We start from the raw sequence: 25,746 nt of genomic DNA on the forward strand, positions 1-25,746 counted from the left end.
CCTGGGCGCGGTCCGAAGGGCATGCCATGACCACACCCCCCGGAACAGGGCCGGCCGACTCCGCGCGGACGGTGCCTGAGTGGTGGATCTTCCATGGCACCGGTCAGCCCCGCCGCCATCTCGACCTGGCGGCCCAGCTACCGCCGCCCCCGCCGTGGCGTGCCTATGGGGGTGAGCCCGCCCCCGGCGCTCCGCCGCAGGACGGCCCGCCCCGGGAAGAGGAGTCCTCCCGGGTGCTCGGCGGGGCCCGGACCGGGCCGGTCGCGCTGGGCGCCCGACGCCGCCGTCTGCTCGACAGGGTCAACGCCGCGATCCTGCTGAGGCGACCGCTCCTGCTCGTCGGCCCGCCCGGAGTGGGCAAGTCGAGCCTGGCATACCAGATCTCCCGCGAACTCGGGTTGGGCCGGGTGCTGCGCTGGGCGGTCAACAGCAGGTCCACCGCCGCCGAGGGGCTCTACTCCTACGACCCCCTCACACAGATCCACGACCTCAACGTGGAGGGCGCCCGCCGCCGGGCCCTCGGGGCGGTGGACCGCCGTTACGGCGCGGGGGCCGACGCCGACCCGGTCGAGGCCCACCTGCGCAGCAGCGCCGAGTCCATCGGCCGCTACCTCACCCTCGGCCCCCTGGGCACCGCCTTCCTCCCCGCCGCCCTGCCGCGCGTGCTGCTGGTGGACGACTTCGATCTCGGCGACTTCGACCTGGCGGGCGACCTCCTCGACCTCTTCGAGAACGGGGGGTACCGCGTTCCCGAACTCGCCAGGCTGGCCGGGGCCGCCGAGTCGATCGAGGTGGGCACCGACGACCCCGACCGGACCGCCCGCGTCACCCGCGGCGAGGTCCTGTGCTCGGCCTTCCCGGTCACCGTCGTGACCTGCAACAGTGACCGCGACCTTCCGCCCGCCTTCCTGCGCCGCTGCATTCCGGTGTACATGGAGCTGCCGGACGAGGAGGAGCTGGTGTCGATGGTCGCCGGACACTTCAACGGCGCCACGCCGCCGGGGACGCGCGCCCTGGTCACCGAGTTCCTGCGCCGCACCGGCGACGGCCACCGGCTCTCCGTCGACCAACTGCTCAACGCCGTCCACATGCTCGGGACGGTGGACGGGGCGGGCACGGCGCCCGGTCCGGAGCAGGTGGAGCACTTCTCCGAGCTCCTGTGGCACCGGCTCACGGAAACCCCGGGATGAGCGTCAGAGGGGAACATGGTGGCGGCGGTCCCGGACGATCCGGCGGCCGCTCCGACCCCTGGGCCGAAACGCTCGGCGCCAGTGCGACGGACCTGGCGGACGCGGTCTACCTCGCCGCGCTGCGCCGGATCCGGTCCGACACACGACGCAGGGAACCGCCCCGGGACGACGGAGCGGACCAGGACCCGCCCCGATCCGCGCACGACACGGATCCGGCGCCGGAGACGGACGCGGACACGCGCGGAGCGGATGGCGCGCCCCCCGCGGCCGACGGGACACGCGGTGGTCCGGCCCCGACCGCTCCGCGGACGGAGCCGACCGGAGTGACGCCGGGACCTCCCGAGGCCGGGAAGAGCACGGGGGATCCCTCGTCCGAGGTGTCCGGAAATCCGGCGCCCCAGATGACCGGAACACCGTCGCAGCCGCCGCCGGGAACACCGGTCGAGACCGTCCACCTCCCCGGCGACGTCGTGGCGGACGGGCCGTACGAGCCCGCACCACCGCTCGACACGGGCGAGGCCGTGCTGGAGGAACGGCAGGAACTCCTCGCCGCGCTCCGGCCCTTCAACCTCAAACTGCCGCAGGGGCCGCGCGACCGCCTCGACGTGGAGGGCACGGCGCGCAACTACGCCCGTGCTCTGTTGGAGACCCTCCACTGGCCCGAGGGCGACCGTGGGCGGCACGCGGTCCCGATCGTCCCCGAGCTGCGCGCGCGGTCGCACCGGGCGGTCGACCTCGTCCTGCTCGTGGACGACGGCGTCACCATGCTGTTCCAGCGCGGGGTGGCGGCGGCCTTCTCCCGGTTGGCCAGGGACAGCGGGGTCTTCCGGTCGGTGCGGGAGCTGCGCTTCGACTCCGGCCACGGCGGGGCGCCCGTCCTCAGGGACGGCGGGGGCGGCCCCCGCCGGCTCCCGTCACCGCCGAGGACGGGCACACGGCTCGTCCTGGTGCTCACCGACGGACTCGGCGGGGCCTGGCGGGACCGCGCGTTCCAGGGATGGCTCGCCGAGGTCGCCGCGACCGGGGCCGTGGCGGTCCTGCACCTGCTGCGCCCCCAGCTGTGGCGGCGCGGCGCGCTGCGCACGGTCCCCGTGGAGCTGAGCGTGTCCGGACGCGCTGAGCCCGGGCCGCCCAACACCGCCTACGTGCGCGAACGGGCGATCACTCGCACTGACGAGGAGGACCCGCCACCGTCCGGGACGGTCGTCCCCGTGCTGCCGCTCCGGCCGGACGCCGTCCACGCCTGGGCCTCCTTCGTGATGGGCCGCGACCGCGGCCGCCTGTGGGTCCACGCGGCGGAGTTCCCGGAGGCGCGGGACCAGGGGAGCGGGGCCGTCGACGCGGCGGCCGCCCGAGGAGGGGACACGAAACCGGGGGAGCGGTCGGTTCCCGGAGCCTTCGGCGGCCCGGCTCCAGGCTCCGGCTCCGGGCCCTCACCGGATGCCGGTTCCGGTGGCGGACGCGCGTTCGACGCGGTCCGCGCCGTGCGCCGGTTCCACGAGACCGCCACCCGCGACGCGTTCGAACTCGCGGTCGCCCTGGCCGCGGTGCCGCTCGTCCCGCGGATGGTGGGCGCGGTGTGCGAGGACGTCTTCGGCGGTCCCACGCCGTCGGAGCTGACGGAGGTCTTCTTCAGCGGGCTCGTCACCCGGAAGGCGGCCTCGGAGGGTGCCGGCGGCGACGAGGAGCGCTGGGAGTTCCGCGAGGGCGTGCGGGAGGCGCTGCTGTCACTGGGCGGACGGGTGCCCGACATCCGCCGGATGCTGGCCCTGGCCGCCAACCGCCTCGGCCAGGTGGACCCGTGGTTCGGCGAGCTCGGTCGGATGCTCCGGGGGCAGCCCGTGGATCAGCCGAGTACCACCCGGGCGTCCCAGCACTGGCTGAATTCGGTGAAACCCGCGATGGACAGTATCTCCCTGAACCGTCATTACGCGGGTTCGATCGACATGTACGCCAACGTCCTTTCCAGGGGCGGAGAATCGCGTGAGAACGATCCTTCGGAGGTCGCCCTTCCCGAGGTCCCTGGTCTACAATCGCCGCAGGGTCCCGGATCTACGCACGCGACCAAGAACAGCACAGGGAAAACGCGGAACCCTGCACACAGTTCCGCCCCATCGGGCGACAAAAACGGTATGTCCATAATCCCGTCGAGTGGGGGAATGATGAACGATTCTTTCGACTCACCCACCGCCACCGGTGGACGCTCGCGGGGTCGGCCGCTGAACGCGGTCTGGGTGCAGGTTCCTCGGAGGAACACCGCCTTCACCGGGCGCGAGGAACTGCTGTCCGCGCTGAGATCACAGCTGGTCAAGGACCAGCGGCAGGTCATCACCGCGCTCAACGGCATGTCGGGGGTCGGCAAGACCGAGCTCGCCAAGGAGTACCTGTACCGGTACGCCGAGGACTACGACCTGATCTGCTGGTTCCTCGCGGGCCACAGCAACCAGCTGCGCGACGCCTTCGCCTCGTTGGCGGCCAGGTTCGGCCTCGACAGCGTCGGTGCGGGCAGCGAGCACGTCATCCAGGACGTCCTGGAGGCGCTGCGGCGGGGCGTGCCCTTCGGACGCTGGTTGCTGGTCTTCGACAACGCGCAGTCCCGGGAGGAGCTGGAGCAGTACCTTCCTGTCGGGGGCGAGGGACACGTGATCATCACTTCACGGGACAGCAGTTGGACGCGCAGGGGAGGCGACACCTTCCTGTCCGTGCGGGAGTTCACCCGCGCCGAGAGCATCGAGCTGCTCAAGCGCCGCGGTCCGACCTCGCTGACCGAGGGCGAGGCCGACCGCCTGGCCGAGGAGCTCGGCGACCTCCCACTGGCCCTGAACCAGGCGGCGGTGTGGCTGCACGAGAGCGGGATGGACACCGAGGAGTACCTGCGGCAGTTCGCCGACAAGTCCACCGAGATGATCCAGCTGCTGTCCCCGGTGGACCCGGACTACCCGGTTCCCGTCGCGGCCGCCTGGAACGTCTCGCTGGACCGGCTCGCGACCACCAACCCGGCCGCGCTCCAGCTCCTCCAGCTCTGCTCGTTCCTGGCCACCGCGCCCATTCCGCGCTCGCTGTTCAACTTCGCCCGGCAGATCGACGCGCCGCCCGAACTCCGCCAGGCGCTGGAGGAGCCCGCGCGGTTGGGGATGGCCATCCGCGACATCGGGCGCAACAGCCTCGCGCACATCTCCCACCGCAGCAACACCATCTCGCTGCACCGCCTGGTCCAGCGCGCGGTCCAGGCGCCCATGAGCGACGAGGAACGGGAGGCGATGCGCCACTGCGCCCACCAGCTCCTGGGCCGCAACGACCCCCAGGACGACTCCGTCGCCGCCCACCAGCGGTACGCGCGGCTGGTGCCGCACGTGTGGGCGTCGGAGGCGTGGAACTGTGAGGACCCGTGGGTGCGCAACCTCGTCATCCAGCTCGTCCGCAACGCGGTCCCCGCGGGTGAGTTCGGGGAGGCCGGGCGGCTGGCCAGGACGGCGCACGAGTGGTGGCGCCGGACCCTGGGCGAGGAACACCGCAACACCCTGCACATGGCGCTCCAGATCTCCAAGGTCATGCGCGAGGAGGGCAAGCTGGTGGAGGCGCACGAACTGTGCGAGTCCACCCTGCTCACGCTGCGCGAGGCACACGGCGAGCAGTCCCCCGAGGCGCTGGAGGCCGAGCGCGAGCACGTGCGCAACCTGCGGACCATGGGCAGGTTCGCCGACTCCCTCCGGGAGACGGCCGACATCTACCGCGGTCGGGTGCGCATGTTCAGTGAGGACGATCCGCTGACCCTGGAGATGGCGCACAACCTGGGCTACAGCCTCCTGCTCAGCGGTGACCCCAGGGCGTCGGTCGACCGCTACCGCGACGTCCTGGACCGGACGGAGTCGGTCCTGGGCCCGGACCACCCGAACATGATCGGCACCTCCAACGGGTACGCCGAGGCGATGATGGAGCTGGGCCACTACCGCGAGGCGGAGCGGATCCAGACCGAGGTGGTGCAGCGGTGCGCGGCGGTCTTCGGCTCCGACGACGCGGGGACGCTGTCCAACGAGTCGGTGCTGGCCGTGATGCGGCGGCGGATCGGCGACCACGCCGGCGCCTTCGCCCTGTCCGAGCGCACCTGGCAGCGGTTCCTGGCCAAACTCGGGGTGGACAGCAGCGACACCCTGTACGCGGCGCTCATCCACACTCTGTGCCTGAACGCCGTGAACCGGTACGACGAGGCGTTGGAACTGGCCGAGACGTCCGGTGAGCGCTACGTCAAGCTCCTCGGGGAGGAGCACCCGCACGTCGTGGCGGCCACGGTCAACCGGGGTATCATCCTGCGCCGTCTGGGCCGGGCCGCGGAGGCGCGGGACATGGACGAGCGATCCCACACGCTGCTGCACGAGCGGCTCGGCGCGCACCACCCGAGCACGCTGGCGTGCCGGGTCGACGTCGCCAACGACCACTTCCTCACCGGGGACGTCGTGGGGGCGCGCGAGCGCGACGAGATGACGGTCGCGGACTGCCGCGTGGAGCTGGGCGACCGACACCCGCTGACGCTGGTGGCCCACCGGAACCTCCTGGTGGACCGCGGCGCGCAGGGTGAGGATGTCGCGGAGGAGTTCGGTGCGCTGGAGGCCGCCTACCGGGACGTCATGGGCGCGGGCCATCCGGCGACGCTGAGTATCCGGCAGTCGGTGCGAGGAGACGCCGACATCTTCCTGACACAGATGTGACCGAGCGGTGCGGACCGTCCGCACCGCCGTTCATACGCCGTGGGCCAACCGGGCCAGCACGGCCCACTGCTCCGGTGGGAAGGCGAGCGCGGCCAGGTCCCGGTGGGTGGAGTCGCGCACGCCGACGTGGCCCGTGTCCCACAGTGTCACCTCGACACAGGTGCTCCCCCCGTTCTGGCTGAAACTGGAGACGCGCCACGTGCCCGGTTCCTGGCCGAGTCCTCTCACGTGTCCCTCCGGGGGCGCCGTCTTCCCTGGTCTTTTCTATGCACGAGGCGGCCTCGATTCTCCCAGTTCCATCATTGGTCGCTCCTGTTTCCCGCGCAGTCCGGAAAGTTCGGTCGGTCGCTTATGTTTTCTGATAACGTTCGGACTCACTTGTACATGCCCACTCAGCTACCGATCATGTGATCACGGCGGCTGCTCCCCCCGAGAGGTGCATTAAGTGTCACGACTCGTTCGTTTCAGCGTGGACGGCGGGGACTCCGTCGTCGTGGAGGTCGATGACGGCCGCGACGACAGTATGCTGGTCAGCGGTGGTAGAGAGATCGAGGACGCCACCCAGACGTTCACGGAGAAACTCTCCACCGTACGCAAAGCCGTTTCGGCGACACTCGACGAACTGGGAAACTCCCTGAAGCCGGACGTCATCAAAGTGACCTTCGGAGTGAAACTCACCGCGGAGGCCGGGGCGGTCATCGCCAAGTCGTCGGTGGAGGGAAATCTGCACGTCCAGATGCAGTGGGGCTATGAACGCCCGGAGGAAGAGCAGCAGCAGGGCTGAGACGTTTGCACGCTCTCGACGGCTGACGTCAGCGGACCGGCCCGCTCGTGGTGACGCGCTCACCCCGTCGCCCACGCCCGCCCCTGTCGTGCGTGGTCCCGTGCGTCCCCGTCCTCCCACCGTGAGGCGGCGCCCCTCTTCTGGTGGGAAGCGGGCCACCGGATCGATCAGGAATCGAGAAGCCCTGGTCAGCGCCTCGCTCCTAGGTTGGTTCCCCGAGAGGACAGGGCGACTGACTGGAGGCGGTCATGGCACAGGAGCAGCGGGTGGAGAGTCGTGGAGGGCACGGGCCGGTGTCGCGGTGGCTGCAGCACCGGGCCAACGCTCGCATGAAGCGCAAGATCCGCGGCGGGCGCGGCTCGTTCATGGGCATGGACGTTCTGATCCTGCACACGGCGGGCCGCCGGAGCGGGCAGCCCCGGGAGACGCCGGTGGCGTGGTTCCCCGACGGTGAGGACGCGTGGCTGGTCGTCGCGTCCGGCGGGAAGGACCGGCACCCGGACTGGCACCTCAACCTGATGGGGCGCCCCGAGCGGGCCTCGGTCGAACTGCCCGGGAGCCGGACGGTCCCGGTGTCGCCGCGTGTGCTCGACGGGCCCGAGCGCGACCGGGCCTGGAAGCGCATCACCCGAGCCCAGCCCCGCCTGGGCACGTACCAGAGCAAGAGCGGCCGCGAGTACCCGGTGGTCCGGCTGAGCCCACGGTCCTGATCCGGTGGGGGCGCGTCGGGTCAGCCGTGGCTCACGACGTTGACCACCCGGCCGTTCGGGTCACGGACGAAGAACCGGCGCACGCCCCACTCCTCGTCCTGCAACGGGTGGACGATCTCCGCACCGCTGTCGACCACGGCCGCATGCACCGCGTCCACGTCGTCCACCTCGATGCTCATGTCCGGTGTGACGGGCGCGGTCTCGTCACGGCTCATGAGGATGACCTGTGCCGTGGGGTTGGAGGGGGAGGCGAGGTTGACGACCCAGCCGAGGTTCATGACCTCCTCGAGCCCCAGGAGACCGTAGAAGTCCCGGCTCTCCTCCATGGCCTTCGACTGGATGTCGGGTACGACTCGACGGACTGACAACGGGGGCTCCTGTCGACGGGCGGAAGCGGACCCTCCTGAGCCTTCCCGGGCGGCGGCGGGACACACCCGTCGCGCCGCGCGGGCGGGCGGGGGCGCGCCTCCCCACCCGCCCGCACACCTGGTCGCGGACTCAGACCTCCAGCGTTCCCTCGATGCTCTTGAGCTTGTGGCGGGCCAGGGCGAGGTTGCCCCGGGAGCGGTCCAGCGCCAGGTAGAGGAACAGGCCCTGCCCGTTGCGGCTCGTGAGGGGGCGGATGATGTGGTACTGGCTGGACAGGGTGATGAGGATGTCCTCGACCGCCTCGTTGAGGTTGAGCTGTTCGATCGTCCTCATCTTGGCCCTCACCACCTCCGTGTTGCCCGCCGCGGCGACGTTGAGGTCCAAGGCGCTCGTCGCGCTGAGCGTGCCCAGGGCCATGCCGCTGCCGTAATCGACGACGGCGGCTCCGAGGGCACCCTCGATCGCCATCATTTCCTTCAGCCCGGTTTCGATGTTGGCCATGTCCTTCTCTCTTCTGGGGTTGGTCCGACGCAGCGTCGGCCGTTGGGCGATCCAGCGGCGCACGGCGGGAATGCGCCGTAGTGGAGACCGGCGCTCGGTCACGCGATCACCGGCCCCGTCCGTGGATGGTCGACCGACAGGGTGCGAAGCCCTTCCAGGACGCGTTCGAGTACCGCACGGTCCACCGCGACGGCGGGGCGCGCCACGGGGCGGTCCCGGCCCGGGCCCCGTCGGGGCGGCAGGACGCGGGCCGTGCTCGCCAGACCGCGTAGTCGTCGCAGGGCGAAGGCGAGATTGCCTCGCTCCCGCTCCATCCGTACTTGCACACAGAGGTCAGAGCCCTTCAGAACGGCGAGCAGCAGGTGGTGGTCGTCGTCGGTGACGACCACGTCCTCCACCGCTTCGGCGGTGCACAGGGGGCCGGTGTGGAGGGCCTGGAGGATCCACGTCGACTCCGCCGCCCGGTCCTTCTCGCCGACACGCGACACGGTGTCGCCTCCCCGCCAGTCGATGAGGCAGACGCTGCGGACTCCGGGAGTCTGGAGCATCTCCCGCATCTGCTGGTCGATGGAGAGCACGACGGCTCCTTCGGGGAGAGCGGGACGACACGTGTCGGCCCGCGGTCGGACGGTTCGGCCGCACAACGGCCTCTGCGGATTCCACGACACTAAGGCGTGAACGATTCGATCGCAGGGATTTGATGATTTTTCCCGCCTTGTCCTAGGAATGTGGTGGAACTCGGCTGTCCGAAAGGGTGGAGTTCGGGTGGATTATGCGTTCCGGGGAGAACAAAAACGCGTGTCAGAGGGTAAGTCCCCGTAGGGCGTCCGCCTTCTTCTTCGCGTCATTCACGACTCCGTGCGCCGGTGCGTGCGGTGCGCCGGTCAAGTGCACGACATGTACCTGTTTCAGCCCTCTTGGGGTAGAAGATGCACCACCATGAACCCCCCAATTCTTTGTCACCGATTCCCTTGCCCGGGTATGTTCCGCCCGTGATGGGGGATGGCGAGGGGGACTGTGTTCGCGCTGGTCACGCCTTTCCGGCGGAGGACCGCGGGCCCGCCCTCGATTCGGGGCCGGGGCGCGCGGCGCGACACCGGTGAGAAGCCCGGCGCGCCGCTTCTCGGGCAGGGCCGCGCGCGACCGACGGGTCACATACGTCCCGAGCACCGACAGGAGTACACGATGACCACCGCCGCCGACATCATGCACACGGGAGTCAAGTGGGCCCCCGCCAACGAGAGCCTGGACCGGATCGCCGAGATGATGCGTGAACAGGGCGTGGGCGCGATCCCGATCGCGGACGCCGACAGCCCCGACGAGCGCATGTGCGGCATCATCACCGACCGCGACATCGTCCTCGAGTGCATCGCCCAGGGACACGACCCCGCACGGGTCACCGCCGGGGAGCTGTGTAAGGGCACGCCGCGCTGGGTCTCCACCAGCGCCGGTGTCGACGAGATCCTGCGGGAGATGGAGTCGCACCAGATCCGCCGCCTGCCCGTCGTCGACGAGAACAAGAGGCTGGTCGGCATGATCACCGAGGCCGACCTGGCCCACCACCTCACGAACGACAAGATCGCCGAGTTCGTCGGGCGCGTCTACGCCTGAGCGCCGCGGCGACGCCTCCGAGGGCCTCCGGGCTCCCCGTGGACACACCCGTCCGCTACGGGGAGACGGGGGCCCTCACGCATGGGGTCGGTGGGGTCCGGGGTCGGAAGATCAGGTCGATGGCGTCGTCGGGGGCCTGATCCAGGCGCTGCTGAACACGGCCCCGGTCACCGCGGTGGCGCTGCTCACCGGGTTCCGGCCCGGCGCGGGCCCGGCTGAGTGGCTGGCGACCGTACCATCCCGGCCCGTCACTCGCGGACCCGGGCGTTCTCCGCGGCGGGACGCGCGTCACCGCCGTCCGCGCCCAGGCCCGCGAGTAGGCGCAGCCCGTCCTCGGCGGGGCCGCCGGGAGCCGCGGACAGCACCAGCAGCTCCATGCCTGACTCGTCCGGCAGCGCGAAGTTCTCCTGATGTAGTTCCAGCAGTCCGATCAGCGGGTGCCGGTACGCCTTGCGTCCATGTGTACGGGCGCGCACGTCCGCGCGGGCCCAGAGGTGGCGGAAGCGTTCACTGCCCATCGCCAGCTCGCCGACGAGCGAGGCCAGGCGGGGGTCCTCGGGATACTTGCCGGTGGCCAGGCGCAGGTGCCCGACCACGTCGAGGGTGCATTTCTCCCAGTCCGCGTAGAGGCCGCGCTCGGCCTCCTCGAGGAAGATGTGCCGGGCGGTGTTCAGACCCGGCATCGGCCGACCGTAGAGGAGCCCGGCGAGGCGGTTGCCCGCCAGCACGTCCAGGCGGTGGTTCATGATCAGCGCGGGTGAGTCGGCGACCAGGCCGAGGACGCGCAGCAGCTCCGGCCGGACCCGCCCGCTCGGCGCCTTCGCGCGACGGCGCTGCCGCGCGAGCCGATGGAGGTGCCCGCGTTCGGTCCCGTCGAGGCCGAAGACGCGGGCGAGCGCGTCGAGGACCTGCTCGGACGGCTGGGTCGCGCGGCCCTGCTCCAGGCGTACGTAGTAGTCGACGCTGACTCCGGACAGGTGCGCGACCTCCTCGCGGCGCAGCCCCTCGACCCGGCGGCGACTGTCGGCGGGGATGCCGACGGCCGCCGGGTCGACCCGGGAACGCCGGGTCCGCAGGAAGCCCGCGAGATCGTCCATGCCCCCAGTATGGGCCGGATGGTGCCGGTGAGGGTGGCCCTGCCGTTACCAGGAAGTCCCGTCCGACGGAGGAGGCGCCCCTGAACACCGGGCGCCGTGGAGCCCAGGATCGAAGGCGTCCGATCCGAAGGAGTTCCCATGAAGACGCTGATCGTCTACGCCCACCCGGAGCCGAAGTCGCTCAACGGTTCGCTGAAGAACCTCGCGGTGTCCACTCTGGAGACCGCCGGGCACGAGGTGCGGGTGAGCGATCTGTACGCGATGGGCTGGAAGGCGGTCGTGGACGCCTCGGACTACGGCCCCGACGCCTCGAGTCCGCTGAAGGTCGCCCTGGACTCGGGCCGGGCCTTCGACGCGGGGACGCTCACCCCGGACGTCCTCGCCGAGCAGGAGAAGCTGCTGTGGGCCGACACGATCATCTTCCAGTTCCCGCTGTGGTGGTACACGATGCCCGCGATCCTCAAGGGGTGGGTGGACCGGGTGTTCACCTACCACTTCGCCTACGGCGTCGGTGAGCACAGCGACACCAGGTACGGCGAGCGCTTCGGCGAAGGCACCCTCGCGGGCAGGAGGGCTCTGTTGTCGGTGACCACCGGCGGCCCGGAGTCGCACTACTCCGCTCGCGGGATCAACGGCCCCATCGATGACCTGCTGTTCCCGTTCCAGCACGGCATCCTCCACTACCCGGGCCTCGAGGTGCTGCCGCCGTTCGTGCTGTACGGCACCGATCGGATGACCGCCGAGGAGTACCCGGACGTCGTCAAGGCCTGGGAGCAGCGCCTGCTCACCCTGGAGTCGACCGAGCCGATCGCGTTCCGGCGGCAGAACTTCGGTGACTACGAGATCCCCTCGCTGTGCCTGAAGGAGGGGCTGGAGCCCGAGGGCCGCACCGGTTTCGGGCTGCACGTGCGTGGTTAGTGCCGTGACGACAGGCGGTCTGTGACGCAGACGCGCGCCGAACTCTGGCCAGGGGTGGGAGGGGGTTCCCTCGCCATGCGCGAACCATGGCATGGCGTGTCGCGTCTACGCCACGGTCATGCCACATGTCGCCGCCGAAGCTCCACATCTACGCCGAATCACGTGGCATGACCGGTCGTGGCGGTGCGTGGCGTTCATGCTTCTGGCAGGAGTTCCGATCGAAAGCACCGGTGGAACAGTCGTACCGGTTCGATCCCCTCAAAATCTGATGCGCGGTGATTTCTGCGTATGGGTAGAAGCCCGAAAGTGGGACACAAGGGAGCACGGTGAGCACCGAGGCCCGGCACGTGAGTGATGACCGATCGCAGTATCGCGCCGCCGAGCGACTCCACGCGCGGCGCCACCGGTCGTGGAGGGTCGTGTGGGGTCCCGGAGCGCGTCGGTACTTCGCCTTCCACCAGGGCGACGCCGACGTCGAACCCCTCCAGGCCGCCACACCCGGGGGCTGGACCGGCGGATCCGCCGTGCCCGGTCGGCCGTCTCATCCGCACCCTCCAGGCGCGGCCGGGCCCGTTCGCGAGCCCTTCGGGACACCACGACGCCCCGGGCGTCGGACACCGCGACGCCACCACCGCCTAACATCCAGGACATGCGCATACTCGTGGTGGAGGACGACGACCGGGTCGCGCGCGGACTGGTCACCGCGTTGCGATCGGCCTCCTTCGACGTCCAGCGCGTCGCCACGGCCGAACGCGCCCTGGCCGCCCCGCCCGCCGACGTCGTCCTGCTCGACCTCGGCCTGCCCGACCTCGACGGCATCGACCTCCTGCGCCATCTCCGCGAACGCCCGCAGACGGCGATCATCGCCGTCACCGCCCGGGGCGAGGAGCGCGACCGCGTCCGCGGCCTGCGCGCGGGCGCCGACGACTACGTGGTCAAACCCTTCGGCGTCGCCGAGCTCCTCGCCCGCATCGACGCCGTCCTCCGCCGTACCCGGGCCGCCCGAGCCGAGGCCGACGACACCGAACCGAGGGTGACCGTCGGCCCGCTCACCCTGGATCCCGGCGCCCGCGAAGCCCGTGTGGGGGACCACCCCCTCCAGCTCACCCGCAAGGAGTTCGACCTCCTCGCCCTCCTGGCGGCGCGCTCCCCGTCGGTGGTCGCCCGGGACCAGATCCTCGACCAGGTGTGGGGCGCGGCGTGGGAGGCGTCGTCACGCACCCTCGACACGCACATCGCCTCCCTGCGGGCCAAACTCGGCTCGTCGGTGCGCATCCGCACCGTGCGCGGCGTCGGCTACCTGCTCGACCAGGCGTGACGCCGTGCTCCGCCGCCTGCTCACCATCCTGCTTCCGGCCGCGTTCGTCCTGGTCGCGGCGGTCGCGGTACCGATCGGCGGGGTGGTCGCCCAGCAACGCACCCAGGACGTGTACGTCGACCTCCTCGCCGACGCGGGCAGGTTCGCCGCCCTGGCGCGGACGGCGTTGGAGACCGACCGGACCGACGCCCTCACCCGGGAGATGGCCCGCTACGAGGACCTGTACGGGGTCCCCGCCGCGATCGTCGCCCCTGACGGTCAGGTGGTCGGCGGGTCGGGGAGTACCGAACGGCTGACGGACGTGGTCGCGGGCGTCACCACGCGGTCGGGGATCACCGCCGCCATGGCGGGAGCGCGTCCCGAACCGCCCGCCGCCGTCTGGCCGTGGACCCGTGAACCGCTGGTCATAGCCGAACCCGTCGGCCGCGACAGCGAGGTCGTCGGCGTGGTCGTCCTGGTCGCCCCGACGGATCGGCTGGCCTCTGACGTGCTCACCGCGTGGGGCTGGCTCGCCCTGGCCAGTGTGGTGCCGCTGGCCCTGCTGGTCGCCGCCGCGCTGCCGCTGTCCCGCTGGGTACTGCGTCCGATCCGTCGCCTCGACGCGGCCACCACCGCCGTGGCCTCCGGTGACCTGGAGGTCCACGTGGACGCCGAACGCGGCCCGCCCGAGCTGCGGCGGTTCACCGAGTCGTTCAACACGATGGTGGAGGTCGTGCGGCGGGCCCTGGACCGGCAGCGCACGTTCGTCTCGGAGGCCTCCCACCAGCTGCGCAACCCCCTGGCCAGTCTGCGTCTGGCGGTGGAGAACCTGGCGCCGCACCTCAGCGGTCCCGAGGCGCGGGAGGCGCACGAGATCGCCATCGACGAGGCCACCCACATGCACCGCATGCTGAACTCCCTGCTCGCCGCCACCCGGTTGGAGAGCATCACGGGCACGGAGCCGGTCGAGCTGGCGGAGGTGCTGGGCACGCGCGTCGACCGGTGGCGGGCGCTGTGCGAGGCGCGCGGGTTCGTCCTGGACACGGATGTGCCCGAGGGGCTGTGGGCGCAGGCCCCGGCGGGCGGTCTCGGCAGCATCCTCGACGAGCTGGTCAGCAACGCGTTCCGCCTGTCCGGTGGGACGCGCATCGAGGTGCGCGCGGAGCCGGTCGCGGGCGCCGACCGGGTCCGGATCGGGGTGTTCGACGACGGCGTCGGGTTGCCGGAGGAGGAACGCGGGTCCGCGGTGGACCGGTTCTGGCGCTCGTCCCGGCACCAGAACGTGGAGGGCACCGGGATGGGGCTGGCGATCATCGCCGACCTGGCCCGTGAGTCGGGCGGGCAGCTCCTGCTGGAGGAGGGGCTGCCGGTGGGGGACCGGCCCGGATTCGGAGCGGTGCTGGTGCTTCCCGCGGCCCTGCCCCCGGAGTAGGGCCGCGCGGGGCCGCCCCCGGACTCCCCGCGCTCCCTCCCTCAGATCGGTTTGTTGTCCCGGTACCACCGCACGGCGCCCGGGTGGAGGGGGACGTCCCCGGTGGAGATCCCCGTCCGCACGTTGATCTGGGCCGCCTCCGGCCGGGTGGCCGCCAGCTGGGAGGCGCGGGTGAAGAGGGTGTCGGTGACCAGGTAGGCCAGGTCGTCGTCGAGGTCGTTCCGGCATAGCAGCAGGTTCGGGATGGACAGGGTCCGGGTCGTCGGCACGCCCTCGTAGGTGGTGGCCGGGATGGACGCCGGGAAGTACGTCTCGGGATGGGTCTCGGCCAGGACGTCGGCGGCGTCGCCGAGGTCGATCAGGCGCACGGTCCGGCGCAGCGCCAGGCTCGCGATGGCCGGGGTGGGGATCCCGGTGAGGGAGAGCATGGCGTCGATCTCGCCGCGGCTCAGCAGGTCGGCGGAGTCGGCCTGGTTGAGCAGGACGGTGTCCATGGTCAGCCCGTAGGCGTTGGCGAGCCGCGTGGTCGTGAACTCGGTGCCGGAGTCGGGCGCGCCGAGCGACACGCGCAACCCCTCCAGGTCGGCGAGTTCCCGCACCGGCGAGTCGGCCATGACCAGCAGGTGCAGGAAGCTGTCGTAGACGCGGCCGATCGCGGACAGGTCCTCGTCCTCGGTGACCTCGGCCGCCGTCACCGAATCCAGACTGGCCAGGCCGAGCTGCACCTTCCCGGACGCCAGCAACCGCAGGTTCTCCAGGGACGCGCCGCTCTCCACGGCCCTGACGTCGGTCTCCGGCATCCGCCGACCCAGGACCTCCGCCAGCTCCGCGCCGATCTCCCGGTAGACCGCGCCGGGCGGACCGGTCGCGATCACCAGCTCCGGCAGGTCCGGCACACCGCCGCGTCCACACGCGGTGAGCCCGCCGACCACGGCGGCCGCCGCGCCGAGCAGTACGCTCCGCCGGTCCGGTTCCCTCGCTCGCATATCCGCAGCCTAAACCGAGCGGGAACCGCCCGGAGAGGTCGCGCGCCACGGCCGCTGTCGCCCTGTGTCCACAGAAAGTGACCCGGAGTGGCGCAATGTCAGAGGAATCCCAACTCTTCCCCCCGTGGATTGCCGGTCACATACCAGCGTGAGCACCATCACTACATCAACGTCCGCTTCATATCGGGGAAACCTCCGGGCAACAGCGTCGTCGTCCCTGGTTTCGCCCGGCGGGTGCGCAGCACCGACAGCCACTCCCCCCACCCGCGCAGGAGGAACATCATGGCCACCGACGATCCCGCCGTCAACGCACCCGACAGTGCGTCCGTTCCCCGACAGCCCGTTCCCCAGGACAAGGACCGCGCCAGCGGCAACCGCGAGACCAACCCGCTCCCGCGCAGGATCGGACTGGTCCTCGGACCGGTGCTCGGCCTGTTGGTCTACTTCCTGCTCCCGGACATGCCGCTGCCGCTGCCCGACGGTGAGGGCATGGGCGACCTCGCGGTCAACGGCCGAGCCGTCGCGGGCATCACCGTGTTCATCGCGACGTGGTGGGCGACCGAGGCCATCCCGATCCCCGTCACCTCGCTGGTTCCCCTGGTGGCCTTCCCGATCCTGGTCGACGGGGTGGCCGTGGGCGACGTCGCGCCGTCCTACGGATCGCCGACCATCTTCCTGTTCATGGGCGGCTTCATGCTGGCCCTCGCCATGCAGCGGTGGAACCTGCACAAGCGCATCGCGCTGACCATCGTGTCCAAGGTCGGGTCCAACACCGTCGGCCTCATCGGCGGGTTCATGGTGGCGACCGCGTTCATCTCCATGTGGGTGTCGAACACGGCCACGACCGTGATGATGCTGCCCGTCGGCCTGTCGGTCGTCGCGCTGATCACCCAGTTCCGGGGCGGGCGCACCGACGCCAACTTCGCGACCGCGCTCATGCTCGGCATCGCCTACGCCGCCTCGATCGGCTCCGTGGCCACGCTCATCGGCACCCCGCCCAACGTGCTGATGGTTGCCTACCTGTCCGAGTTCCACGACATCACCATCGGGTTCGGCCAGTGGATGATGGTCGGCCTTCCGATCGCCGTCGCCTTCCTCTTCCTCGCCTGGGTCGTGCTCGCCCGGCTGCTCTTCCGGCCCGGCATCAAGCGGGTGGAGGGCGCCCAGGAGCTGATCCGCGACGAGCTGCGGGAGATGGGGCCGATCTCGCGCCCGGAGAAGCTGGTCCTGGCCGTGTTCGTCACGGCCGCGCTGTCCTGGATCTTCGTGCCGATGCTGGCCGATTCGCAGACCATCGGCGGCGCGCTGCCGTGGCTGGGCGGCATCAGCGATCCCGTCATCGCCATGGCCGTCGCCGTCGCGCTCTTCCTCATCCCGGCCGAGCGCGGCACCGGTACCCGCCTGCTGGACTGGGACACCGCGGTCAAGCTGCCGTGGGGCATCCTGCTGCTGTTCGGCGGCGGTATCGCGATCTCCGGCCAGTTCACCGCCTCCGGCCTGAGCGTCTGGATCGGTGGTCAGGTCTCCGTGCTCGGCGGGGTGCCGATCTGGGTGCTCGTGCTGTGCGTCACCGCGGTCGTGCTGCTGCTCACCGAGCTCACCAGCAACACCGCCACCACGTCCACCTTCCTGCCGGTGCTCGGCGGCGTGGCCACCGGACTCGACGTCGACGTCCTCGTCCTGGTGGTCCCGGCGGTCCTGGCCGCGACGATGGCCTTCATGCTGCCGGTCGCCACGCCGCCCAACGCCATCGCCTTCGGGTCGGGCTACGTCACCATCAACCAGATGATGCGGGGCGGCGTGCTCCTCAACCTCGCGGCGCTGTTCGTCGTCCTGCTCGGGATGTACGCGCTCGCCGGGTGGGCACTCGGGATCCCGCTCTAGACGGGGTCGGGTGCGCGTCCCGCGGTGGCCCGCCCCACCGGACCACCGAGGTCCGCCGGGACGGCCCGACCCGCAGGGCGGACCGGTCCGACGGTGCTCCCGACTCCCTCTCCCGGGCCGTTCGGACCGCCCGCCCCATCCCCCGGGGCCGTGCACGGCGACCACCGTGCACGGCCCCTTCGCGTGCGGCGGCCGTGTGGGCGCGATCACCCGGGGGTCGTGCAACGCGGACGTACGGGATCGCGTCCGAGTGGGAGCCGGGCGGCCCTCCGCCAAGGTTCGCCAATAGGACAATACGGACATGACTCACAGGCTCCTGCGCAACGGTCCCACGACATTCCTCACCCTGGTGGTCGGCCTCTGCGTCGCCACGTTCCCCCTCCTCGCGGTCGTGGCGATCGCGCCGGACGGGACCGCGGACCTGGAGGCCTACCAGGCGGCGGAGCCCTGCCCGGCCGCTCCGGCCGAGCCCTCCGACTGCCTGTGGACGCAGGAGTTCACCGTGTCCGACGTCCACCTGGTGGACCGCGGGCAGAGGCACCAGTCGCATCGCACCACCCTGACGGACGCGGACGGGGGCACGTGGGAGTCGACCTACGGTGAGCGGGGCTCCGTCCTGCACCGACTCGACGGGGGCGACCGGGTCACCGGTACCGTCTGGCGCGGTCAGCTGACCGAGATCGCGTTCGGGGGCGAGGTCCAGGAAACCGACTCCGTCCCGGCCGACGCGCGTACCCGGGTCCTCGTCGGCGCGCTGGTCCTCGTCCCGCCCGGCCTCATCACGGTGGCCGTGTGCTTCTGGCGGCTGGCCCGCCTCCCCGCCCCGGAGCCGACCGACGGGATGGGCGCCACCCTGAGCTTCGCCGTCACGCTGCTCTTCATCGGATTCCTCGCCCCGGTCCTGGTCAGCGGCCTGGGGGAGAAGCTCTGGCCGACGGTGGCCGTCTGGCTGCCGCTGGGCGCGCTCGCGGCCTTCGGGTTCCGGGTGTCCGTGACCCACAAGCGCGCCCAGGCCGCCGCAACCGAGGAGGGAGCCGGTCCGACCGGGGAGTCCAGGGCGGACTGACCGCGGTCAGGAGTCCCAGACGACGAGCGGCCCTCCCGGGTCAGTGCGCCTGGCCCCGGGGCGGTGTGTCGCGCAGCGCGGCCTCCGGGCGGACGACGAGGTCGCGGGCGAAGGCGTCCGTGTCCTGTCGGCGGAAGACGTACAGCCAGACGAACACCGGACCCATGATCAGCGAGTGGGTGAGGGCGACGTCCGGTGAAGCGTCGAGTTCACCTCGCGCGACGTGAGGAGCGGGCGGTTCTCGCTGCCCCGGTGTAGCCTCGCCGCAAGCTGGCTCCGTCACCGCGTGAGGGGAACGGGGAAGGACGCGTGTGGTGTCCGGTTCTCGACAACGTGCGGATTCGAGGGGATCGCACGAGTAAAAGGGCAGGTCAAGAAGCCTGCTCCCCGCGCACGCGGGGATGGTCCGACTTGGGGGACCCGGACACACGCCGCGCCGTCCTGCTCCCCGCGCACGCGGGGATGGTCCCCCAGCGCGCTACCGGGGACTGCCGGGGCATCCCTGCTCCCCGCGCACGCGGGGATGGTCCCAGTCAGCGACAGGTGATGCCAGTACCGTAGATCTGCTCCCCGCGCACGCGGGGATGGTCCCGAGGTGCCATCATCCTCCGATCCACGCCCATCCTGCTCCCCGCGCACGCGGGGATGGTCCCGCCTGGCCGCGGCCGATGCGCACCCCGGCACCCTGCTCCCCGCGCACGAGGGGATGGTCCCCCGGCGATGTACTCCGTAGCCCAGAGGACCCACTGCTCCCCACATGCGCGGGGATGGTCCCACCGAAGTCCTGCACTGGATGGACAGCCCTGGCTGCTCCCCGCGTACAGCGGGGATGATCCGTCGACCGCGGCGCCCACATACGCCCGGGGGCGTACTCACCAACCCCCGGGCGGACCCATGACCGCGCCACTCACGCCCACCAGGCGCGAAACACGCCGTAACACGGGGAAACGCAGGTTTCACGGAGTGACAGGGCCGACGAAACACGCCCTTCCTACCGTCGGGCCCCATGGACACATCGCTGTATACACGGCCCGGCAGGGGGGCTGAGGGCACAGCCACGTCGCGCCGGGACCAGGTCTACGCCCTCATGCGCGAGGAGGTGCTGAGCGGCCGGATCTCCCCCCACACCCGTCTGGGCGAGGTCCGCCTCGCCGAGCACTTCGGCGTCTCGCGGACCCCCGTCCGGGAGGCCCTCGCCCGCCTGCACTCCGACGGCCTCGTCGAGCGGCGCGAGAACGGTTTCTACGTCACCGTCCCCAACCTCGCCGAGCTCCGCGACCTCTACGAACTCCGGGTCACCCTCGAACTGCGCGGCATCGCCCGTGCCATCGAGGACCCCGCGATCACGCACGACCCCGGGATCCTCGCCGACGAACGCGAGCGCTGGGAGAAGCTGCGCGCCGAACCCCCCGAGCCCGACCCCTCCTTCGTCCTGCTCGACGAGGAGTACCACGCGGCCCTGTCCCGCGCCTCCGGCAACCGCGCCCTCACCGAGTCCCTCGTCTCCGTCAACCAGCGCATCCGCCGCGTGCGCATGTACGACTTCCTCACCGAGGACCGGATCACCTCCACCATCACCGAGCACCTCCAGATCGTCGAGCACCTCACGGCCCGCGAACTGGACTCCGCCTACCGCGCCATGCACGACCACGTGGGCGCCTCCATGGAGGTCGTCCTCGAACGCGCCCAGCGCGCCCTGACCCAGATGGCGCTCCACTCCGACGTTCTGTGACCGCGACCCTCCGCCCGGCGCTCTGAACTGGGAAGACAAGGGAGAAACCAGCGTGTTCGACTCCGTGCTCGTCGCCAACCGCGGCGAGATCGCCTGCCGCATCATCCGCTCCGCCCGCGAGCTCGGCCTGCGCACGGTCGCCGTCTACTCCGACGCCGACGCGGGCGCCCCGCACACCCGGCTCGCCGACGAGGCCGTCCGTCTCGGCCCCGCACCCGCCGCCGAGAGCTACCTCGACATCGACCGCGTCCTGGCCGCCGCCACCGCGACCGGGGCCGGAGCCGTCCACCCCGGCTACGGCTTCCTCTCCGAGAGCGCCGCCTTCGCCCGCGCCGTCGAGGACGCGGGGCTCGTCTTCGTCGGCCCCGAGGCGCGCCACCTGGAGGAGTTCGGCGACAAGCACACCGCCCGCAAGGCCGCCGCCGCGGCCGGTCTGCCCATGGTCGCGGGCAGCGACACCCTTCCCGACGCCGACGAGGCGGTCGCCGCCGCCGAGCGGATCGGCTACCCCGTCATCCTCAAGTCGACCTCCGGCGGTGGCGGGATCGGACTGCGCCCCTGCTTCGAGGAGGCCGAGCTGCGTGCCGCCTTCGACCAGGTCAGCCGGATGGCGCAGACCCACTTCGGCGGGGGAGGGGTGTTCGTCGAACGCTTCGTCTCCCGCGCCCGCCACATCGAGGTGCAGGTCTTCGGTGACGGCCACGGCCGCGTCGTCACCCTCGGGGACCGGGACTGCTCCCTCCAGCGCCGCAACCAGAAGGTCGTCGAGGAGGCGCCCGCCCCCGGCCTGTCCGACGCCCTGCGCGCCGAGCTCCACCGCACCGCCCGCGCCCTGTGCGCCGGTGTGTCCTACCGCAGCGCGGGCACGGTGGAGTTCGTCTACGACGTCGAGCGCGGCGAGGCCTCCTTCCTGGAGGTCAACACCCGCCTCCAGGTCGAGCACCCGGTCACCGAGGAGGTCACCGGCGTCGACCTGGTCGCCTGGATGCTGCGCCTGGCCCGGGGCGAGGACGTCCTCGCCGACGTTCCCGCCGAGGGTCCCGCCCGCACCGGCCACGCCGTCGAGGCCCGCGTGTACGCCGAGGACCCCGCGCACGACTTCCGACCCAGCTCCGGCCTGCTCACCCGGGTCGAGTTCCCCGCCGGGACGCGGGTCGACGGCTGGGTGGAGACCGGCCAGCGCGTCACCAGCGACTACGACCCCATGCTCGCCAAGGTCATCGTCCGGGGCGAGGACCGCGCCGACGCCCTCGACCGCCTCGGCCGCGCCCTCGCGCAGGTGCGGATCGACGGCCTCCAGACCAACCTCGGGCTCCTGCGAGCCCTCACCGACCACCCGGACGTCCGCGCCGTCGACCACACCACCGCCACCTGCGGCGGCGTCGGCGACCCGGAGCCGCGCATCGAGGTCGAGCGCGCCGGGACCCTCACCACCGTCCAGGACTGGCCCGGCCGCACCGGGTACTGGCAGGTGGGCGTACCCCCGTCCGGAGCGATGGACGACCTGTCCCTGCGCTCGGGCAACACCGCCCTGGGCAACCCCGAGGGGGCGCCCGGCCTGGAGTGCACGATCGAGGGCCCGGCCCTCCGCTTCAGCGCCGCCGCGACCGTCTGCGTCACCGGAGCCCCCGCCGAGGTCACCGTCGACGGCACGCCCGTTCCGCAGTGGGAGCCGGTGGAGGTCCCGGCGGGCGGCCTGCTCGACGTCGGCGCCGCGCGCGGCCCCGGCATGCGCACGTACGTGCTGGTCCGCGGCGGTCTGGACGTGCCCGGCTACCTTGGCAGCGCGTCCACCTTCACCGCCGGTGAGTACGGCGGCCACAGCGGACGCGCGCTGCGGCTCGGCGACGTGCTCCGGCCGACGGCTCCGGCCGACGATCGCCCCGAGAGCGCGCCGAGCGGGCCCGCCACCACCGAGGCCCCGTCGACTCCCGCACCCGCCTCCACCACTTCGGCCACCCGGTTCGCCGCGCCGCGTCCCGTACCGGAGGAGGACCGCCCCGACTTCGACGCTCCGGCCGAAGCCGGGGAGGGCACCTCCGCCCACTGGGACATCGAGGTCTCCGAGGGGCCGCACGCCGCTCCCGAGTTCCTCACCCGCGAGGGCTTGGCCGACTTCTACGCCACCGCCTGGAAGGTGCACCCCCAGTCCGCCCGCAACGGCGTCCGCCTTTCCGGCCCCAAGCAGACCTGGGCCCGTCCCGACGGCGGCCAGGCCGGCCTGCACCCCTCCAACGTGCACGACACCGCCTACTCGATCGGCGCGGTCAACCTGTCCGGCGACACCCCGGTCCTCCTCGGCCCCGACGGGCCGAGCCTGGGCGGGTTCGTCTGCCCGGTCACCGTGGTCACCGGCTCCCGCTGGAAGGTCGGCCAGCTCCGCCCCGGCGACACCGTCCGCTTCCACCCGGTGACCGAGTCCGCCGCCGAGAAGCTGCACACCGTCCCGACGGCGGCCCCGCTCCTGCGCGCGACGGGCTCCGACGGCGACGACGGCGTGCTCGCCCGACTGCCCGCCACCGACGGCGCCCCCGAGGTGACCTACCGCCGCGGCGGCCACGACAACCTCCTCGTCGAGTACGGGCCGATGGTGCTCGACCTGGGCCTGCGCATGCGCGTCCACGCCCTGATGGCCGCGCTCGACGAGGCCGCCCCGCGCGGGATCGTCGACACCACGCCCGGCGTGCGCTCCCTGCACCTGCACACCGACCCCGAGACGCTGCCGCTGCGCACCCTGCTCGACCTCCTCCAGGAGATCGAGGGCCAACTGCCGCCCACCTCCCGCCTGCGGGTGCCGAGCCGGACCCTGCACCTGCCGATGTCCTTCGACGACCCGTCCATCCACGAGGCGATCAGCCGCTACCAGACCGGTGTGCGCGACGACGCGCCCTGGAATCCCGACAACATCGAGTTCATCCGCCGCATCAACGGCCTCGACTCGGTCGACGACGTCCGCGACACCGTCTTCGACGCCTCCTACCTGGTCCTGGGCCTGGGTGACGTCTACCTCGGCGCGCCCGCCGCCACCCCGCTCGACCCGCGCCACCGGCTGGTCACCACCAAGTACAGCCCGGCGCGCACCTGGACCCCGGAGGCCGGGGTCGGTATCGGCGGCGCCTACCTGTGCGTGTACGGGATGGAGAGTCCCGGCGGCTACCAGCTCATCGGCCGTACGGTGCCGATCTGGTCGGGACTGCGCCAGTACGGCCCGTTCGAGCCCGGCACCCCCTGGCTGCTGCGGTTCTTCGACCGGGTCAGCTGGTACCCGGTCGGCCACGAGGAACTGCTCGACATCCGCGCCGACCTCCTCGCCGGACGGCACGAGCTGGAGATCGCCGACGGGGAGTTCGTCCTCGCCGACCACGAGCGCTTCCTCGCCGACCACGCCGACTCCATCGCCGCCTTCCGCGACCGCCAGGCCGCCGCCTTCGAGGCCGAACGCCAGCGCTGGGAGGCCGCGGGCGAGTTCGACGACCGGCCCGAACCCGAACCCGCCGCCGACCCCGGCCGCACCGAACTTCCGCCCGGCGCGGCCCTGGTCGAGTCCCCGCTGTCCGCCTCCGTCTGGAAGGTCGACGTCCGCCCCGGCGACACCGTCGAGGAGGGGCAGCCCGTCGTCCGGCTGGAGGCGATGAAGCTGGAGGTCGTGGTCCGCGCGCCCCGCGCGGGTACGGTCTCCGACATCCTGGTCGCGCCCGGGCAGCACCTGGACCCCGGCCGCGCCATGGCCGTCATCACGCAAGGAGGAGCCTCCTGATGCCCACTCCCACCGACCGCGTCCACGACGCCTACCGGAGGATCGCCGAGGCCGACCGACCCGAGGTCTGGATCACCCTCCGGCCCGAGCAGGACCTGCTGGTGGAGGCGAAGGCGGTCGAGGATCGGCTCGCGGCGGGGGAGGACCTGCCGCTGGCGGGGACGCTCGTCGCGGTCAAGGACAACATCGACGTGGCCGGGCTGCCCACCACGGCGGCCTGCCCGGAGTTCGCCCACACCCCCGACACCGACGCGACCGCCGTCCGGAGGCTGCTCGACGCGGGCGCGCTCGTGCTCGGCAAGACCAACCTCGACCAGTTCGCCACCGGTCTGGTCGGCACCCGCAGCCCGTACGGGGCGGTCCGCAACGCGTTCGACCCGGAGCGGGTCTCCGGCGGCTCCAGCTCGGGGTCGGCGGTGGCGGTGGCGCTGGAGATCGCGGACGTCTCCCTCGGCACCGACACGGCCGGGTCCGGCCGGGTTCCCGCCGCGCTGCACGGGATCGTCGGGCTCAAGCCGACGGTCGGCCTCGTCCCCGCGACCGGCGTCGTTCCGGCGGCCCAGCCCTACGACTGCGTGACCGTGTTCGCCCGCGACCTGGCCACCGGGACGGCCGCGCTGCGGGTGATGACCGGCCCCGACGCGGGCGACCCCTACAGCCGCGACTGGCCCGCCGACGTGCGTCTCGCGCCACGCGACCCCGCGCGTGTGGCCGTGCCGACCGCCGACGGGCTCGCGGTCCTCAGCGACGACGAACGCGCCGCCTTCCACGCCGCCGCCGACGCCCTGCGCGCGGCCGGGGTCGGGATCGAGGCCGTGGACGTGGCGCCCCTGTTGGAGGCGGCCAGGCTGCTCTACGACGGCGCGCTGGTCGCCGAACGCTACGCCGCCGTGGGCGACTTCCTGTCCGGCGGGCCGGAGTCGGCCGACCCCACGGTGTCCGGGATCATCCTGGCCGCCGCCGACCTGCCCGCGCACGCACTCGCCGCCGACCAGCACCGGCTGGCCGCCTACAGATCGACCGCCCGGGAGCTGCTCGCCGGGTTCGACGCGCTGCTGCTGCCCACGACCGTCGGCCACCCGACGCTGGCGGAGGTCGCGGCCGATCCGGTCGGGGAGAACTCGCGCCTGGGGACGTACACGAACTTCGTCAACCTGCTCGACATGGCGGCGGTCGCCGTGCCCGCCGGGGTCGCGGACGGGCACCGGTTCGGGGTGAGCCTGATCAGCGACGCCTTCGACGACCAGGTGGGCCTGGACCTGGCCGCGCTGCTCATCGGTGACGACCCCGGCGAAGCGTACCCGGAGCCGGGGGCGGAGCTGGCGGTGTTCGGCGCGCACCTGCGCGGGCAGCCGCTCAACCACCAGCTCACCGACCTGGGAGCGCGGTTCGTCGAGGCGACCGAGACCAGTGCGGACTACCGGATGTACGCGCTGGCCACGACCCCGCCCAAGCCGGGGCTCCAGCGGGTGAGCGAGTCGGGGGTCGCGGTGCGCTGCGAGGTCTGGCGGATCTCCCCGGCCGGACTCGGAGCGTTCCTGGCCGCGCTGCCCGCGCCGATGACGCTGGGGTCGGTGACCCTCGCTGACGGCCGGTCGGTGGTGGGGTTCGGCTGCGATCCGTCCGCCGTCGAGGGTGCGGAGGACATCAGTCACCACGGCGGATGGCTGGCCTACCGGGAGTCGCTGGAGGGCTGAGCCGGGCCG

20 protein-coding genes and 1 CRISPR repeat array are annotated in these 25,746 nt (G+C 72.0%); of the genes, 13 read left to right on the forward strand and 7 right to left on the reverse strand.

The window, feature by feature from the left end; genetic code table 11:
- The first annotated feature begins 26 nt into the window (after window positions 1–26).
- Together KIK06_RS24370 and fxsT are read left to right on the forward strand one after the other, a co-directional pair.
- Window positions 27–1,190: an AAA family ATPase gene (locus tag KIK06_RS24370; protein WP_268645253.1), complete on the forward strand. Its 1,164-nt coding sequence runs from the start codon at window positions 27–29 to the stop codon at window positions 1,188–1,190.
- Window positions 1,187–5,896: an FxSxx-COOH system tetratricopeptide repeat protein gene (gene fxsT, locus KIK06_RS24375; protein WP_268645254.1), complete on the forward strand. Its 4,710-nt coding sequence runs from the start codon at window positions 1,187–1,189 to the stop codon at window positions 5,894–5,896. Before KIK06_RS24370 ends, fxsT begins: the two co-directional genes overlap by 4 nt.
- 30 nt (window positions 5,897–5,926) lie before the next feature.
- Here the strand turns inward: fxsT and KIK06_RS24380 are convergent, their stop codons facing one another.
- Window positions 5,927–6,124, reverse strand: a complete 198-nt coding sequence (locus tag KIK06_RS24380) for a DUF397 domain-containing protein (protein WP_017600470.1) — start codon at window positions 6,122–6,124, stop codon at window positions 5,927–5,929.
- Between the two features lie 217 nt (window positions 6,125–6,341).
- Here KIK06_RS24380 and KIK06_RS24385 point away from each other — a divergent pair, with 217 nt between their 5' ends.
- Window positions 6,342–6,680 carry a CU044_2847 family protein gene (locus KIK06_RS24385; RefSeq protein ID WP_040690544.1) on the forward strand — a complete coding sequence of 113 codons (339 nt, stop codon included), beginning with the start codon at window positions 6,342–6,344 and terminating at the stop codon, window positions 6,678–6,680.
- A 248-nt stretch (window positions 6,681–6,928) separates the two neighbouring features.
- Window positions 6,929–7,390, forward strand: a complete 462-nt coding sequence (locus tag KIK06_RS24390; protein WP_051059232.1) for a nitroreductase family deazaflavin-dependent oxidoreductase — start codon at window positions 6,929–6,931, stop codon at window positions 7,388–7,390.
- A 20-nt stretch (window positions 7,391–7,410) separates the two neighbouring features.
- Here KIK06_RS24390 and KIK06_RS24395 read toward each other — a convergent pair whose 3' ends face one another.
- The 3 genes from KIK06_RS24395 to KIK06_RS24405 all read right to left on the reverse strand — a co-directional run bounded on the left by KIK06_RS24395 (window position 7,411) and on the right by KIK06_RS24405 (window position 8,838).
- Complete coding sequence (locus KIK06_RS24395) at window positions 7,411–7,758, reverse strand: VOC family protein (RefSeq protein WP_268645255.1); 348 nt, start codon at window positions 7,756–7,758, stop codon at window positions 7,411–7,413.
- Window positions 7,759–7,888: 130 nt separating this feature from the next.
- A complete protein-coding gene (locus tag KIK06_RS24400) occupies window positions 7,889–8,260 on the reverse strand; it encodes a hypothetical protein (RefSeq protein ID WP_017600466.1) in 372 nt (123 codons plus the stop codon).
- Between the two features lie 98 nt (window positions 8,261–8,358).
- Window positions 8,359–8,838, reverse strand: a complete 480-nt coding sequence (locus KIK06_RS24405) for a hypothetical protein (protein ID WP_017600465.1) — start codon at window positions 8,836–8,838, stop codon at window positions 8,359–8,361.
- 607 nt (window positions 8,839–9,445) lie between these two features.
- On the opposite strand from KIK06_RS24405, the gene KIK06_RS24410 reads away from it, so the two are divergent.
- Complete coding sequence (locus tag KIK06_RS24410; protein WP_017600464.1) at window positions 9,446–9,871, forward strand: CBS domain-containing protein; 426 nt, start codon at window positions 9,446–9,448, stop codon at window positions 9,869–9,871.
- A gap of 248 nt (window positions 9,872–10,119) precedes the next feature.
- On the opposite strand, the gene KIK06_RS24415 is transcribed toward KIK06_RS24410, so the two are convergent.
- Window positions 10,120–10,968 (reverse strand): helix-turn-helix transcriptional regulator, encoded by an 849-nt coding sequence (locus KIK06_RS24415; RefSeq protein WP_268645256.1) that lies wholly within the window; start codon window positions 10,966–10,968, stop codon window positions 10,120–10,122.
- Between the two features lie 138 nt (window positions 10,969–11,106).
- Here KIK06_RS24415 and KIK06_RS24420 point away from each other — a divergent pair, with 138 nt between their 5' ends.
- The 3 genes from KIK06_RS24420 (at window position 11,107) to KIK06_RS24430 (ending at window position 14,615) form a co-directional block, all read left to right on the forward strand.
- Window positions 11,107–11,886: an NAD(P)H-dependent oxidoreductase gene (locus KIK06_RS24420; RefSeq protein WP_268645257.1), complete on the forward strand. Its 780-nt coding sequence runs from the start codon at window positions 11,107–11,109 to the stop codon at window positions 11,884–11,886.
- A gap of 649 nt (window positions 11,887–12,535) precedes the next feature.
- Entirely contained in the window at window positions 12,536–13,204 is a 669-nt protein-coding gene (locus KIK06_RS24425; protein WP_268645258.1) for a response regulator transcription factor, read from the forward strand.
- Between the two features lie 4 nt (window positions 13,205–13,208).
- The gene (locus tag KIK06_RS24430) at window positions 13,209–14,615 is read left to right on the forward strand and encodes a sensor histidine kinase (RefSeq protein WP_268645259.1); all 1,407 of its coding nucleotides are present in this window, start codon (window positions 13,209–13,211) and stop codon (window positions 14,613–14,615) included.
- A gap of 41 nt (window positions 14,616–14,656) precedes the next feature.
- On the opposite strand, the gene KIK06_RS24435 is transcribed toward KIK06_RS24430, so the two are convergent.
- Window positions 14,657–15,601: a TAXI family TRAP transporter solute-binding subunit gene (locus KIK06_RS24435; RefSeq protein ID WP_268645260.1), complete on the reverse strand. Its 945-nt coding sequence runs from the start codon at window positions 15,599–15,601 to the stop codon at window positions 14,657–14,659.
- Between the two features lie 282 nt (window positions 15,602–15,883).
- On the opposite strand from KIK06_RS24435, the gene KIK06_RS24440 reads away from it, so the two are divergent.
- Both KIK06_RS24440 and KIK06_RS24445 read left to right on the forward strand, forming a co-directional pair.
- Window positions 15,884–17,485, forward strand: coding sequence for an SLC13 family permease (locus tag KIK06_RS24440; protein ID WP_268645261.1), 1,602 nt, complete (start codon window positions 15,884–15,886; stop codon window positions 17,483–17,485).
- A 301-nt stretch (window positions 17,486–17,786) separates the two neighbouring features.
- Window positions 17,787–18,551: a hypothetical protein gene (locus tag KIK06_RS24445; RefSeq protein ID WP_268645262.1), complete on the forward strand. Its 765-nt coding sequence runs from the start codon at window positions 17,787–17,789 to the stop codon at window positions 18,549–18,551.
- A 40-nt stretch (window positions 18,552–18,591) separates the two neighbouring features.
- On the opposite strand, the gene KIK06_RS24450 is transcribed toward KIK06_RS24445, so the two are convergent.
- Window positions 18,592–18,834, reverse strand: a complete 243-nt coding sequence (locus KIK06_RS24450) for a hypothetical protein (protein ID WP_268645263.1) — start codon at window positions 18,832–18,834, stop codon at window positions 18,592–18,594.
- Between the two features lie 97 nt (window positions 18,835–18,931).
- Window positions 18,932–19,326: direct repeats of the CRISPR family, unit length 29 nt; unit sequence CTGCTCCCCGCGCACGCGGGGATGGTCCC.
- A gap of 231 nt (window positions 19,327–19,557) precedes the next feature.
- Here KIK06_RS24450 and KIK06_RS24455 point away from each other — a divergent pair.
- The 3 genes from KIK06_RS24455 to atzF are packed head-to-tail and all read left to right on the forward strand — an operon-like array spanning window position 19,558 to window position 25,737.
- On the forward strand, window positions 19,558–20,283 hold the full coding sequence (locus tag KIK06_RS24455) for a GntR family transcriptional regulator (protein WP_026127931.1): 726 nt from the start codon (window positions 19,558–19,560) through the stop codon (window positions 20,281–20,283).
- Window positions 20,284–20,335: 52 nt separating this feature from the next.
- Window positions 20,336–24,040: an urea carboxylase gene (gene uca, locus KIK06_RS24460; RefSeq protein WP_268645264.1), complete on the forward strand. Its 3,705-nt coding sequence runs from the start codon at window positions 20,336–20,338 to the stop codon at window positions 24,038–24,040.
- Window positions 24,040–25,737 (forward strand): allophanate hydrolase, encoded by a 1,698-nt coding sequence (atzF, locus tag KIK06_RS24465; RefSeq protein WP_268645265.1) that lies wholly within the window; start codon window positions 24,040–24,042, stop codon window positions 25,735–25,737. Before uca ends, atzF begins: the two co-directional genes overlap by 1 nt.
- Window positions 25,738–25,746 lie beyond the last annotated feature (9 nt).

Origin of the sequence: Nocardiopsis sp. EMB25 (genome assembly GCF_026797795.1) — a bacterium.
Taxonomy (GTDB): domain Bacteria; phylum Actinomycetota; class Actinomycetes; order Streptosporangiales; family Streptosporangiaceae; genus Nocardiopsis; species Nocardiopsis lucentensis.

What these genes read in the sequence shown, in the direction of transcription:
- KIK06_RS24410 (WP_017600464.1), top strand. Translation starts at nt 9,446, where the DNA reads ATGACCACCGCCGCCGACATCATGCACACGGGAGTCAAGTGGGCCCCC.
- KIK06_RS24425 (WP_268645258.1), top strand. Translation starts at nt 12,536, where the DNA reads ATGCGCATACTCGTGGTGGAGGACGACGACCGGGTCGCGCGCGGACTG.
- KIK06_RS24435 (WP_268645260.1), bottom strand. Translation starts at nt 15,601, where the DNA reads ATGCGAGCGAGGGAACCGGACCGGCGGAGCGTACTGCTCGGCGCGGCG.
- KIK06_RS24445 (WP_268645262.1), top strand. Translation starts at nt 17,787, where the DNA reads ATGACTCACAGGCTCCTGCGCAACGGTCCCACGACATTCCTCACCCTG.
- KIK06_RS24400 (WP_017600466.1), bottom strand. Translation starts at nt 8,260, where the DNA reads ATGGCCAACATCGAAACCGGGCTGAAGGAAATGATGGCGATCGAGGGT.
- KIK06_RS24390 (WP_051059232.1), top strand. Translation starts at nt 6,929, where the DNA reads ATGGCACAGGAGCAGCGGGTGGAGAGTCGTGGAGGGCACGGGCCGGTG.
- fxsT (WP_268645254.1), top strand. Translation starts at nt 1,187, where the DNA reads ATGAGCGTCAGAGGGGAACATGGTGGCGGCGGTCCCGGACGATCCGGC.
- KIK06_RS24370 (WP_268645253.1), top strand. Translation starts at nt 27, where the DNA reads ATGACCACACCCCCCGGAACAGGGCCGGCCGACTCCGCGCGGACGGTG.
- KIK06_RS24415 (WP_268645256.1), bottom strand. Translation starts at nt 10,968, where the DNA reads ATGGACGATCTCGCGGGCTTCCTGCGGACCCGGCGTTCCCGGGTCGAC.
- atzF (WP_268645265.1), top strand. Translation starts at nt 24,040, where the DNA reads ATGCCCACTCCCACCGACCGCGTCCACGACGCCTACCGGAGGATCGCC.
- KIK06_RS24455 (WP_026127931.1), top strand. Translation starts at nt 19,558, where the DNA reads ATGGACACATCGCTGTATACACGGCCCGGCAGGGGGGCTGAGGGCACA.
- KIK06_RS24420 (WP_268645257.1), top strand. Translation starts at nt 11,107, where the DNA reads ATGAAGACGCTGATCGTCTACGCCCACCCGGAGCCGAAGTCGCTCAAC.
- KIK06_RS24440 (WP_268645261.1), top strand. Translation starts at nt 15,884, where the DNA reads ATGGCCACCGACGATCCCGCCGTCAACGCACCCGACAGTGCGTCCGTT.